General features: G+C 73.9%; 12 protein-coding genes. 4 read left to right on the top strand and 8 right to left on the bottom strand.

All coding sequences use genetic code 11. From position 1 onward, the window contains the following. Window positions 1-59: 59 nt before the first annotated feature. Window positions 60-995: a hydroxymethylbilane synthase gene (gene hemC / locus NPS70_RS02290; RefSeq protein ID WP_256522046.1), complete on the bottom strand. Its 936-nt coding sequence runs from the start codon at window positions 993-995 to the stop codon at window positions 60-62. 183 nt (window positions 996-1,178) lie between these two features. On the opposite strand from hemC, the gene NPS70_RS02285 reads away from it, so the two are divergent. Continuing rightward, the gene (locus NPS70_RS02285) at window positions 1,179-2,246 is read left to right on the top strand and encodes a nitrous oxide reductase family maturation protein NosD (RefSeq protein ID WP_256522044.1); all 1,068 of its coding nucleotides are present in this window, start codon (window positions 1,179-1,181) and stop codon (window positions 2,244-2,246) included. Between the two features lie 79 nt (window positions 2,247-2,325). After that, complete coding sequence (locus NPS70_RS02280; protein WP_256522043.1) at window positions 2,326-3,369, top strand: methyltransferase; 1,044 nt, start codon at window positions 2,326-2,328, stop codon at window positions 3,367-3,369. Between the two features lie 75 nt (window positions 3,370-3,444). Here NPS70_RS02280 and NPS70_RS02275 read toward each other — a convergent pair whose 3' ends face one another. The 7 genes from NPS70_RS02275 to NPS70_RS02245 form a co-directional block, all read right to left on the bottom strand. Further along, window positions 3,445-3,777 (bottom strand): TcmI family type II polyketide cyclase, encoded by a 333-nt coding sequence (locus NPS70_RS02275; RefSeq protein WP_256522042.1) that lies wholly within the window; start codon window positions 3,775-3,777, stop codon window positions 3,445-3,447. 40 nt (window positions 3,778-3,817) lie between these two features. After that, complete coding sequence (locus NPS70_RS02270) at window positions 3,818-4,306, bottom strand: SRPBCC family protein (RefSeq protein WP_256522040.1); 489 nt, start codon at window positions 4,304-4,306, stop codon at window positions 3,818-3,820. 2 nt (window positions 4,307-4,308) lie between these two features. Beyond that, window positions 4,309-4,566 (bottom strand): acyl carrier protein, encoded by a 258-nt coding sequence (locus NPS70_RS02265; RefSeq protein ID WP_256522039.1) that lies wholly within the window; start codon window positions 4,564-4,566, stop codon window positions 4,309-4,311. A gap of 78 nt (window positions 4,567-4,644) precedes the next feature. After that, a complete protein-coding gene (locus NPS70_RS02260; RefSeq protein ID WP_256522038.1) occupies window positions 4,645-5,883 on the bottom strand; it encodes a beta-ketoacyl synthase N-terminal-like domain-containing protein in 1,239 nt (412 codons plus the stop codon). Next, a complete protein-coding gene (locus tag NPS70_RS02255) occupies window positions 5,880-7,148 on the bottom strand; it encodes a beta-ketoacyl synthase (protein WP_256522037.1) in 1,269 nt (422 codons plus the stop codon). The genes NPS70_RS02260 and NPS70_RS02255 overlap by 4 nt, the downstream gene beginning before the upstream one ends. Then, a complete protein-coding gene (locus NPS70_RS02250) occupies window positions 7,145-7,570 on the bottom strand; it encodes a cupin domain-containing protein (protein WP_256522035.1) in 426 nt (141 codons plus the stop codon). The genes NPS70_RS02255 and NPS70_RS02250 overlap by 4 nt, the downstream gene beginning before the upstream one ends. 73 nt (window positions 7,571-7,643) lie before the next feature. Beyond that, entirely contained in the window at window positions 7,644-8,765 is a 1,122-nt protein-coding gene (locus NPS70_RS02245) for a SchA/CurD-like domain-containing protein (RefSeq protein WP_256522221.1), read from the bottom strand. A gap of 241 nt (window positions 8,766-9,006) precedes the next feature. Between NPS70_RS02245 and NPS70_RS02240 the strand changes: the two genes are divergently transcribed. Beyond that, entirely contained in the window at window positions 9,007-10,677 is a 1,671-nt protein-coding gene (locus tag NPS70_RS02240; RefSeq protein WP_256522034.1) for an FAD-dependent monooxygenase, read from the top strand. 154 nt (window positions 10,678-10,831) lie between these two features. After that, entirely contained in the window at window positions 10,832-12,187 is a 1,356-nt protein-coding gene (gene gdhA, locus NPS70_RS02235; RefSeq protein WP_256522033.1) for an NADP-specific glutamate dehydrogenase, read from the top strand. Window positions 12,188-12,221 lie beyond the last annotated feature (34 nt).

Here is a 12,221-nt window from a genome sequence, read left to right as displayed (position 1 = left end):
GGGCGAGACGGCGCTCCCGGTCCCGCCGCGCCGGGACCGGGGCCCCTCCCGTGCCCCGCTCAGTGCGCGATGCCGTCGATGAGCTCGCGTGCGCCCTGCCGCAGGAGGGCGACCGCCACCGAGGTCCCGAGGGTCGCGGGGTCGAGCGGCCCCGCCCACTCGTGCGCGTTGAGCACCGTCTTGCCGTCCGGTGTGAACACCTTGGCCCGCAGGGAGAGGTCCCCGTTCCGCTCGGACCGCGCGTAGCCCGCGATCGGGCTGTTGCAGTGGCCCTGGAGGACGTGGAGGAGCATCCGCTCGGCGGTGGTCTCCCGGTGCGCGGCGGGATCGCCGAGGGGGCCGACCGCGTCGATGACGGCCGCGTCGCCCTCGCGGCACTGGAGGGCCAGCACCCCGGCGCCGATCGGCGGGCACATGGTCTCCACGGGGAGCACCTGGCTGATCACGTCCCGGCGCCCGATGCGTTCCAGCCCCGAGACGGCGAGGAGCAGCGCGTCGGCCTCTCCCGCGTGCAGCTTCTCCATGCGCCGGTTGGCGTTGCCCCGGATCGGCACGCACGCCAGGTGCGGGTGGGAGGCGGCCAGTTGGGCGGTGCGCCGGACCGAGGAGGTGCCGATCCGGGTCCCCGCGGGGAGCGCGTCCAGGCCGAGGCCGCCCGGGTGGACGAGTGCGTCGCGGATGTCGTCACGCGCGAGGAACGCGGCGAACACGGTGCCCGCGGGGAGCGGCCGGTCGGCCGGGACGTCCTTCACGCAGTGGACCGCGAGGTCGGCCTCGCCGGCGAGCAGCGCCGCGTCGACCTCCTTGGTGAAGGCCCCCTTGCCCTCGACCTGGGAGAGGTCGCCCATCCAGCGGTCACCCGTGGTGGTGACGGGCACCACCTCGGTGCGGACACCGGGGTGGCGGGCGGCGAGTTCTGCGCGTACGCGCTCCACCTGGGCGAGGGCCATCGGCGAGGAGCGGGAGACGATGCGGATCAGCTCGGGCACGGTCATGGCCCCACGATAGGGGCTCCGGGGGCCTGCCCCGTCCCCTTCGGCCCCTCCCGCCCCGGGGCGCCGAGGGGGGACCCGCGGGCGCCGCGGGGCCGATGCCCGACGCGGGCCCCGGCGCGCGACACGACACCGCTCCGTGGCTGTTTCATGTGTTTCGCCGGGTTCGCCGCATAGCTTCGTAATATGACGAGAAGACAAATCACCCTGCTCGGCTGCGCCGTCCTCCTCGCCTCCACCGGAGTGGCGGCAGCCCCCGCGGACTCCACCGCTCCCACCACCCACCTCATCGGCCCCGGGCAGTCCATCCAGGACGCCGTCGACGCCGCCCGCCCCGGTGACACCGTCCAGCTCACCGCCGGGACCTACCGGCAGAGCGTGCGCATCACCACACCCGGCCTGACCCTGCGCGGATCAGGAGACGGCACCGTCCTGCGTCCCGCCCCCGGCACGGCGGCCGCCGGGAGCTGTGCGGCCGACGGCAACGGCGTCTGCGTCGAGGGCACCCGCGAGGCGCCCGTCGCCGGGGTGAGCATCCGCTCCCTGGTCCTCGACGGCTACCCCCGCAACGGCCTCTGGGCGGCCTGGACGGACCGCCTGACGGTCGCCGGGGTGGCCTCCCGCTCCAACGGCACCTGGGGCATCGCCCAGGAGCGGTCCACCCGCTCGCTGCTCACCGGCAACAGCGTGCGCGACAACGGGGACGCGGGCCTCTTCGTCGCCAACACCGTCACGGAGGAGGCCGGGGCCACCGACACCCTCGGCACCCGGATCGAGGGCAACGAGATGTCCGGCAACCGCATCGGCGCCACCGTGCGCCGCGTGCGCAACCTGGTCGTCGACGCCAACGCCATCACCGGCAACTGCGCGGGGCTCTTCGTGGTCGGGGACGAGTCCACCCCCCGTGCCGGGGCGCTGACGGTCCGCCGGAACGTGGTGAGCGCCAACAACCGGTCCTGCCCGGCCACCGCACGCCTGCCCCGCATCCAGGGCGCGGGTGTCGTGCTCACCGGCACCGAGGACGTCGTCGTCGAGTCCAACACCGTCCGCGGCAACGTCGGCGCCACTCCCTTCTCCGGCGGCGTCGTCCTGTTCAAGAGCGTCGTCGGCGTCCCCGGGACCGGCAACGTGATCCGCGGCAACCTCGTCCTCGGCAACTCCGCCGCCGACCTCGCCAACCGCGACACGGCCGGCGTCGGCAACCGGTTCGACGCCAACCTCTGCGGCACGTCCGAGCCCGCCGGCCTGTGCTGAGCCGCCCCGTCCGCACGACGCCGTCCGACCGGCCCGAGCGCCGGCCCCCCACGAGACCCCCCACGAGAAACGAGACGCCATGACCTCCACCACCGCCACGAGCGCCACCACCCCACCCCGTGACGCCATGCGCCTGCGCGAACTCGTCTTCGGCGCCGCCTGCGCCGCCGCCGTGCGCGCAGCCGCCCGGCTCGGCGTCGCCGACGCCCTCGACGACACCCCCCAGGACGCGGAACGCCTCGCCGCAGCCGTCAAGGCCGATCCCCGGGCACTCCGCCGCCTGCTGCGCGCACTCACCTGCTACGGCGTCTTCACCGAGGAGGCCGACGGGCGCTTCGCCCACACGGACATGTCCCGCCAGCTGCGCGAGGACGACCCGCGCAGCCTCCGCTGGATCGCCCTGTGGTGCACCGAGCCCTGGACCTGGGCCGCCTGGCCGAAGCTGGACGAGGCCGTGCGCACCGGGGACAGCGTCTTCGAGGGGCTGTTCGGCAAGGAGTTCTTCCCCTACCTGCACGAGGACGCGGCGGAATCGGCCCATGTCTTCAACCGGGCCATGACCACCTCCAGCGTCCAGTCGGCCCGGGACGTGGCCGAGCTGCTCGACCTCGACGGGGTGTCCAGCGTCGCCGACATCGGGGGCGGCCAGGGGCACGTGCTGGCCAGCCTGCTGGAGAAGCACCCCGGGCTGCACGGCACCCTGCTCGACCTGCCCGGGGTCGCCGACAACGCCGACCCGCGCCTGCGCGCGGGCGGCGCCCTCGCGGACCGGGTCGCCATCGTGCCCGGCGACTGCCGCCGCGCGGTGCCGGTGCAGGCGGACGTCTACATCATCAAGAACATCCTGGAGTGGGACGACGAGTCCACCCGCCGCACCCTCGCCAACGTGGTCGGCGCCGCCCGCCCGGGCGCCCGGGTGATCGTCATCGAGAACCTGGTCGACGACTCCCCCTCGATGCGCTTCACCACGGCGATGGACCTGATGCTGCTCCTCAACGTCGGCGGCGCGAAGCACACCCGCGGCAGCATGGCCGCCCGGATGGCCGAGGCGGGCCTGGTGCTGGGCGAGGTGCGTCCGGTCAACGCCTACCTGCACGCCTTCGAGAGCACCGTCCCGGCCTGACCGGCCCGTACCCGCGCCCGCACGGCGGCGGCCGGCCCCGCGATCCGCAGGGCCGGCCGCCGCCGAGCGCCGCCGTCAGGAGCCGGTTCCGCTGTGCCAGCTGTAGAACTGTTCGGCCATCGCGTCCTTCGGACTCCGCCAGGTCGCCGGGTCGTACGGGCTCACGAACCGCGCGAGCCGCTCGCTGACGTCACGGAACGCCGCGTGCTCGGTGACCTCGGCGATCGCGGGTCCCGGAGGCCGGTCCGCTTCGATCAGGTGGAGGTACACGTCGCCGAACTGGAACAGGCTGCGCCGCCGGACGCCGACGAGGTGCGGCAGCTCGCCGCCGTCGGATCGGGCGAACACCTCCGCGATGTCCGGCGCCGAGCCGGGGGCCATGCGGGCGACGATCAGTGCGTGGTGCATCGGGGGCGTCCCTTCGGAGGGCGTCGGATCGGTGCGGTGGTCAGCCGCGGCTGACCGGGGCGGTCGCGCGGTCCTCCGTGCGGGCGCGCTGCTCGATGCGGTCCCGGATGAGACCCATCTGGACCTTCGAGTTCCGGTTGATGTTCTCGGTCATCCACTCGTCGTCGACGGGGGCGTCCGGCTTCATCGCGAAGTCCTGGGTCCAGTGCATGCGCACCGCCCCCTCCGGCGTCTCCGCGTACGTCCAGCGGATGTTCATGTACTGGAACGGCCCGGTCTCGACCCGCCTGGCGCGCACCGTCAGCGCGGCGCGGTCCGCCTCCCGCTCGGAGACCCAGCTCCAGACCTTGCCGTTCTCGTCCGGGTACATGGTCAGGCGGAACACCGTCCGGTCGCCGTCCCGTTCCAGCACCTCCACCGAGGCGTACTCGGTGAAGAGCTGCGGCCAGTGGTCGACGTCGTTGGTGACCTCCCAGACCAGGTCCAGGGGTGCGTCGATGAGGATCTCGTTCTCGGTGTGCCCGGACATGTTCAGGCTCCTGCCATCAGGGAGTCGTTGACGAGGTCGAGGAACTCGCGGGGGGTCTTGCAGCGGTCGGCGTCGGGCGGCAGCGCCCGTCCGTACCGGTTCTCCAGCTCGCCGACGATGCCGAGCAGGCCCAGGGAGTCGAGGCCGTACACCTCGAAGGGCGTCTCGGGGTCGCGCTCCAGGGTCGCGGCGTCGACGGTGATGCCGGCGCCCTTCTTCATCAGGGCGGACAACTCGTCCGCCGTCAGTCGTGCGGTCATGCGAACTCCACCTTCTCTCTCTCACAGTGCGGTCGGCCCCCGGTGCCGCGGCACGGCCCGGAGGACGTCTCGGCCGGCTCAGACGGCCCGGCGCACCACCAGTGCCGCGTTGGAGCCCATCAGGCCCCGGCTCAGCACCAGCGCGGTGCGCAACTCCGCCGGCCTCGCCCGGCCGGTCACCAGGGCGAGGTCGTGGCAGACCTCGTGGACGTGCGGGGTCGGCGGCACCAGACCGTGCTCCATGGCCAGCACCGCCGCCGCGGTGTCGAGCACCGGCGCACCGCAGTACGCCCGCCCGGTACCCGTCTTGGGGGCCGTCACCGGGACCCGGGAGCCGTGCGGCCCGAGGGCGTCCGCCAGCGCCAGCGCCTCGGCGCGGTCCGCCTCCGGCAGGCCCAGGGCGTCCGCGAAGACCACGTCGACCTCCTCGGGCGCGCACCCGGCCTGCTCCAGCGCCCCGCGGATCGCCCGGGCGAGCCCCTCGCGGGACTCCTCCCAGCGCGAGGCACCGGTGAAGGTCGCCGCATGGCCGGCCACCTCGGCCCGCACCGGGGCACCCCGGCGGCGGGCCGCGCCCTCGTCCTCGACCACCAGCATCGCGCCGCCCTCGGCGGGCACGAAGCCGCAGGCCTGCGGCGTGAACGGGCGGTAGGCCCGCTCCGGCTCCTCCACGCAGCTCAGCTCCCGGTACCCCAGCTGGCACACGATCGAGTAGGGCGCCAGCGGTGCCTCGGCCGAGCCGACCACCACGGTGCCGGTTCCCCGGCGCACGGCCGCGGCGGCGTGGGCCACGGCGTCCAGTCCGCCCGCCTCGTCGCTCGCCACGACCCCGCAGGGGCCCTTGAACCCGCCGCGGATCGATATCTGGCCGGTGCTCGCCGCGTAGAACCAGGCGATCGACTGGTAGGGGCCCACATAGGTGGAGCCCTGGCCCCACAGCCGCTGGAGCTCGCGCTGGCCGAACTCGCCGCCGCCGGAGCCGGCAGCGGTGACCACACCCACCGCGTACGGGTCCCGCGCAAGGGCGTCGGCCGCGAATCCGGCGTCCGCGAGCGCCATGTCGGCCGCCGCCATCGCGAAGTGGCTGAAGCGGTCCGTCTGCACCAGGTAGCGCTGCTCCACCTGCGCTTCCGGGTCGAAGCCCCGGACCTCGCCGGCGACCCTCAGCGGCAGATGGCCGCACCCTTCGCGGGTGACGTGGTCGAGGGAGCTCACGCCCTCCCGGGCGTTCTTCCAGAAGGCGTCCGTGCCCACACCCCCCGGAGCCACCACGCCGATCCCGGTGATCACCGGACGTCGTGCCCGATCCTTGCTCATCGCGTCCTCCCGTCCGGCCTGCTGAGCACCACCGCGGACTGGAAGCCGCCGAACCCGCTGCCCACCGACAGCACGGTGCGCAGCCTCGCCTCCCGGGCGGTACGGGGCACGTAGTCCAGATCGCACTCGGGGTCGGGTGTCTCGTAGTTCGCCGTCGGCGGCACCACCTGGCGGTCCAGGGCCAGTACGCAGGCCACGACCTCGATCGCGCCGATGGCCCCCAGCGAGTGGCCCACCATGGACTTGATGGAACTCATCGGCACCCGGTAGGCGTGCTCGCCGAGCGAGCGCTTCACCGCGGCCGTCTCGTGCCGGTCGTTCTGCTGGGTGCCGGAGCCGTGGGCGTTGACGTAGTCCACGTCCGAGGGGTCCCGCCGGGCCATCTCCAGCGACCGGTCGATGGCGCGGGCCATCTCCAGCCCCTCGCGCGTCAGCCCCGTCATGTGATGGGCGTTGCCGAACGTGGCGTACCCGCCGACCTCGCAGTACACCCGCGCCCCGCGGGCCCGCGCCCGCTCCAGGTCCTCCAGCACCAGCACCGCGCCGCCCTCGCCCATCACGAAACCGTCGCGGTGCGCGTCGAAGGGACGCGAGGCGTGCTCCGGGTCGTCGTTGTTGGCCGAGGTGGCCCGGATGGCGTCGAAGCAGGCCACGGTGATCGGCGAGATGGGCGAGTCGGAGGCGCCGGCGACACACACGTCCACCCGCCCGTCCACGATCGCCTGGTAGGCGTAGCCCACGGCGTCGAGGCCGGAGGTGCACCCCGTGGAGACCGTCTGGACCGGCCCGTGCGCGCCCGTCTGCTCGGCCACCTCGGAGGCGAGCGCGCTGGGCGAGAAGGCCCGGTGCAGATGCGGCTGCGCCTCGCTGTGGTCCACGTCCCAGCGCCGGCCCGAGGCGCTCACCGCCACGTAGTCGTGCTCCAGCCGGGTGGTGCCGCCGACGGCGGTGCCCATGGACACCCCGATCCGCCACGGGTCCTCCCGCTCCATGTCCAGCCCCGAGTCCGCCAGCGCCTCGCGCGCGGCGACCATCGCGAACTGCACATAGCGGTCGGCCCGCCGGACCGTCTGCGCCTCCAGCCCGTGCACCGCCGGGTCGAAGTCGACCTCTGCGGCGATACGGGAGCGGAAGCCGGCCGGATCGAAGAGGGTGATGCCCCGCGTCGCGGTACGGCCGTCCGCGAGGAGGTCCCAGAACGCCGGCGCACCCACACCACCGGGTGCGACGATGCCGACGCCGGTCACCGCCACCCGTCGGGTCATGAAACCGCCCCCGTGGGCTGCGCCGCGTCCTCGGGCCGGGCGGTCTCCTCGGTGTCCACGTGCCCCAGCTCGGGGCGGGGTGCCAGGGGGCCGAGGTGGAAGACCATCCGCGCCTCCACCGCTCCCACGTTGCGGAAGCGGTGGCGCACGTTCAGCGGGATCATCAGCCCCTGGTCGGTGCGGATGGGGAAGGTCTCGTCGTCCAGGTCGACCTCCAGCTCACCCGCGACCACGTACACGAACTCCTCGGAGTACGGGTGGTAGTGCTCGGCGATCCGATCGCCCGGAGCGATGATCGCCAGCCCCATGAAGCCGCTGGTGGCGCCCACCGCCGTCGGGGTGAGCACGGCGCGCAGGTCCCCGCCGCGCCGGCGGTTGGGCTGGGTCTCGGAGAGGTCGACGATGCGGTGTGTGGTGTTCATGAACGCTCCTCCACAAGGGGGTGAGGGGTGGTCGGGCCGGGCGGGGGCGGGTACGGAGCGCCCGTGCGTCCGCTCAGGCCGCGCGGCGGTCGGTGACCAGCCGCATCTCGGCGCGTTGCAGCAGCGACAGTGCGAAGTCCGTGTCGTCGCCGCAGGCCCCGACGCCCAGGGCGTCGAGGTCGAGCAGGCGGGCCAGCACGGCCGCCTTGCGCGGCCCGCGGGCCGCGGCGGCGAGCAGCGGGTCGGAGTCCAGCGGCCCGCGCACGTCCACCAGGCGGACGACGATGTCGTCCCGCTGGAAGACCGTGCTGCTGTCGACGAGGCCCGCCGGGTCCTCCGCCGCCGCCTCGTCCTGCTGCGCCAGCAGCCTGGCCAGCGCCATGCCGCACCCCGGCTTGGCCGGGTAGAGCAGCGCCCGGCGCTCCACGTCGCCGTGCGGGGCTCCCCGGGTCGCCAGGTGGTGGACGGACGGGAGCGCCGCGCGGGTGAAGAAGGTGCGCGCCGACTGCGGGTCGTCGAGGTCCCGGTCCTGCTCCAGGAACGGGTTGAGCGCCTCCTCCACGGCCCGCACCTCCGGCTGGCGGGCCACGTGGCGCAGGGCCGCCATCAGGTCGCCCTGCACCTCCACGGTCCGCACCACGCGGTTGCCGTGCAGGAAGAGCGAGGTGCGGCGCAGCCGCGTGGTGTCGTCGACGCGGGCCTCGGGCGAGGCGTAGTCGGCCAGGATCGCGGCGACCTTCTCCTCGGAGCCCGGGCGGACGGTGAAGGTGAGCGCGTGCCGTACCACCCCGTCGCCCACGCGGGGAGCTGCCTGGAAGGCGCCCGCGCGCGTGCGCTCGGCCGGGGTGTTCACTCCGCCGGTCTCCCGCAGGATGCTGTAGCGGAAGGAGCGGGTGTCGCGCACGCAGTCGTGCAGGGGCTTCACGGTGTCGAGGTGCGCCTCGCTGTTCACCCAGGCCAGGAAGGGCGGTGCGCTCTCCCATTCGCTGGTGATCAGCCACTGCGAGGGGTTCTCGATCGACTGGCACAGCTGGTCGCTGATGTGGCCCGGTACCGAGGCCACCTGGTGGCGCATGTGCTCGTAGGCGGTGAGGAACTCCTGCTGCGCACCGTCGTGGAGGTCGAGCAGCAGCACCACACGCAGCCGGGATCCGTCGAAGGCCGACTGCGATATGCGTTCGGACAGGGTCGTCATGATCGTCACGCCTCTCATGGGACGGGGATGTCGCCACGCGGTCACCCGGGACACCGGGCCTGCACCGGGCGCGGACAGAAAGCGCTCGCGTCACGCACCGTGGCGGTCCGCTCTCGATCCTCGGCCCCTACCACGGGTGGCGCGAGATGTGTGAACCAGCCGGGTGAAGAGCCGAGGCAACGCCCCGAGCGGGGGCATGGAAAGGTCGTCCCCTTCCCTGCGGCCCTGGCAGGAGCCCCTGATGCAGCAACAAGCCGAAGTACGTGTCCCGGTCCTGGTCGTCGGCGGGTCCCTGGTGGGCCTGTCCCTCTCCCTCTTCCTCGGCAGACTGGGTGTCGAGCACATGCTCGTCGAGCGCCACGCGGACACCTCCCGTCATCCGCGCGGCCGTGGCAACAACGTCCGCACCATGGAGATCTTCCGTACGGCGGGGGTCGAGCAGCACATCATCGAGGCCGGCCGCCTCCTCGCCGGCAACCACGGGATCCTCCAGACGTCGAGCCTCACCGCGGGCGACGACGAGTGGCTGGTGCGCAGCGTGCAGCCCCCGGGCGGACCGGCTCGCTTCAGCCCGTCCGCCTGGTGCGTGTGCAGCCAGAACGACCTGGAGCCGGTGCTGGTCGACCACGCCCGCAAGCTCGGCGGCGACCTGCGCTTCTCCACCGAGCTGCGCTCCTTCGAACAGGACGCCGACGGTGTCCTGGCGGTCCTGGAGGACCGCGTCACGGGCACCGCCCGCACCGTGCGCGCGGACTACCTCGTCGCGGCGGACGGCCCGCGCAGCCCCGTGCGCGAGCGCCTGGGCATCGGCCACAGCGGGCCGGGCGAGCTCTTCCACAACGTGAGCGTCATGTTCCGCTCCCGCCGGCTCGCCTCCGTGGTGGGCGACCGCCGCTTCATCGTCTGCTATGTCACCGGCGAGGGCGGCGACGGTGCGCTGCTGCCCGTCGACAACGAGGAGAACTGGGTCTTCCACGCCCCCTGGCAGCCCGGTCGCGGCGAGAGCCTCGACGCCTTCACCGACGAGCGCCTCACCGCCCACCTCCGCGTGGCCGCGGGCACGCCCGACCTCGACGTCGAGGTCCTCAGCAGGTCCCCCTGGCACGCCGCCGAGCGCGTCGCGGACCGCTACCGCGACGGCCGGGTCTTCCTCGCCGGCGACTCCGCCCACGAGATGTCCCCGACCGGCGCCTTCGGGTCCAACACCGGCATCCAGGACGCCCACAACCTCGCCTGGAAGCTCGCCGCCGTCCTGCGCGGCGAGGCCGGTCCCGGCCTCCTCGACAGCTACGAGGCGGAGCGGCGCCCCGTCGCGCTGGCCACCAGTGCGCGGGCCTCCGCCCGCTCCGGCGAGCACAGCCACCCCGGCTACGACCCCGCCCCGGGCCCCGGCGGTCCCCGCACCGGCATGCTCGCCGTCGCCCTCGCCTACCGCTACCGCACGGGCGCGGTCGCCGGGGCGGACCCCGCCCTCCCGATCGTCCCCGAGACGCCCGACCTGCACGGCGAACCCGGCAGCCGCGCCCCCCACGTGTGGCTGTACCGGCCGGCCGAGCAGCGGACCGTCTCCACCCTCGACCTCTACGAGCGGCAGACGGTGCTGCTCACCGGCGTCGAGGGCGCCGCCCGGTGGCGGGCCGCCGCGGCGGGGGCCACCGCGGGCCTCGGCGTCCCCGTCGCCGTCCACGCCGTCGGCGAGGGACCGGAGGCGGACCTGGTCCCCGAGGCCGGGACCGACTGGGCGGCCGAGCACGGCGTCACGGGCGCCGGGGCGGTGCTGGTACGCCCCGACGGCTTCGTCGCCTGGCGCACCGAGGGCCCCGTCGAGGACCCGCAGGCGCTGCTGACGCAGGTGCTCGCCGAGTTGATGGACCGCACTCCGGGGGCTTCCCGACCGGCCGCGGGTGGCTGATAGCGTCCGAGGGGGAGGCGGCCCGAGCCGCCTCCCCCTCGTGTGTGCGTGAACGTCACGGACGGGGCTGCCGTACTCCACGCAGGCAACGACACCTGGACGACCCGCTCCGGCCGGGGCAGCGATCCGACGGCCGGGCAGGAAGGGAAACGCTGTGGCAGCTGAACCTCCGAAGGACCGCCAAGCCGCCCTCTACGACGAGCTGGTGCGCCGCAACCCCGGTGAGAGCGAGTTCCACCAGGCCGCGCACGAGGTCCTGGACAGCCTCGGTCCCGTCTTCGCGGCCCACCCCGAGTACGCCGAGCCGGGCCTCGTGGAGCGGCTGGTCGAGCCGGAGCGGCAGATCATCTTCCGGGTGCCCTGGCAGGACGACCGCGGCCGGGTCCAGGTGGCCCGGGGCTTCCGGGTCGAGTTCAACAGCGCCCTCGGCCCGTACAAGGGCGGGCTGCGCTTCCACCCCACCGTCTCGCTCGGCGTGGTCAAGTTCCTCGGCTTCGAGCAGATCTTCAAGAACGCCCTCACCGGCCTGGGGATCGGCGGTGGCAAGGGCGGCAGCGACTTCGACCCGCGCGGCCGGTCCGACGCCGAGGTCATGCGCTTCTGCCAGTCCTTCATGACCGAGCTCCACCGGCACATCGGCGAGCACACCGACGTGCCCGCCGGCGACATCGGCGTCGGCGCCCGGGAGATCGGCTACCTCTTCGGCCAGTACCGCCGGATCACCAACCGCTGGGAAGCCGGGGTCCTCACCGGCAAGGGCACCGCCTGGGGCGGCTCCGAGGGCCGCACCGCGGCCACCGGCTACGGCAGTGTGCTGTTCGCCGCCGAGATGCTCGCCGCCCGCGGCCAGGACCTCGCGGGCCTCACCGCCTCCGTCTCCGGCTCCGGGAACGTCGCCCTCTACACCATCGAGAAGCTGTCCGCCCTCGGCGCCCATCCCGTCACCTGCTCCGACTCGCAGGGCTGTGTCGTCGACGAGAAGGGCATCGACCTCGAACTCCTGCGCACGGTCAAGGAGGCGGAGCGCGGCCGGGTCAGCGACTACGCGGCTCGGCGCGGCGGCTCGGCGCGCTTCCTGCCCTCGGGCAGCGTCTGGGACGTGCCGGTGGACGTCGCCTTCCCCTCCGCCACCCAGAACGAGCTGCACGCCGACGACGCGCGGGCGCTCGTGCGCGGCGGGGTCCGGGCCGTCTCCGAGGGCGCCAACATGCCCTGCACCCCCGAGGCGGTCCGCGTCTTCCAGGAGGCCGGCGTCGCCTTCGGCCCCGGCAAGGCGGCCAACGCGGGCGGCGTCGCCGTGAGCGCCCTGGAGATGCGGCAGAACGCCTCCCGGGAGAGCTGGGGGCGTGAGCGGGTGGCGGCCGAGCTGTCCGTGACCATGGCGGGCATCCACCGGGTGTGCCACGAGACCGCGGAGCGCTTCGGCAGACCGGGCGACTACGTCACCGGGGCCAACATCGCCGGGTTCCTCCGGGTGGCCGACGCGATGTCGGCCCAGGGCGTGGTCTGACCCCGAACGACCGGCCGGGCGCTCCGGGCGCCGC

The organism is Streptomyces sp. C10-9-1, assembly GCF_024497955.1.
GTDB classification, from domain to species: domain Bacteria; phylum Actinomycetota; class Actinomycetes; order Streptomycetales; family Streptomycetaceae; genus Streptomyces; species Streptomyces sanyensis.
The sequence above is the reverse complement of the archived record's forward strand: the minus strand, read 5'-3'. Positions and strand labels throughout refer to the sequence as shown.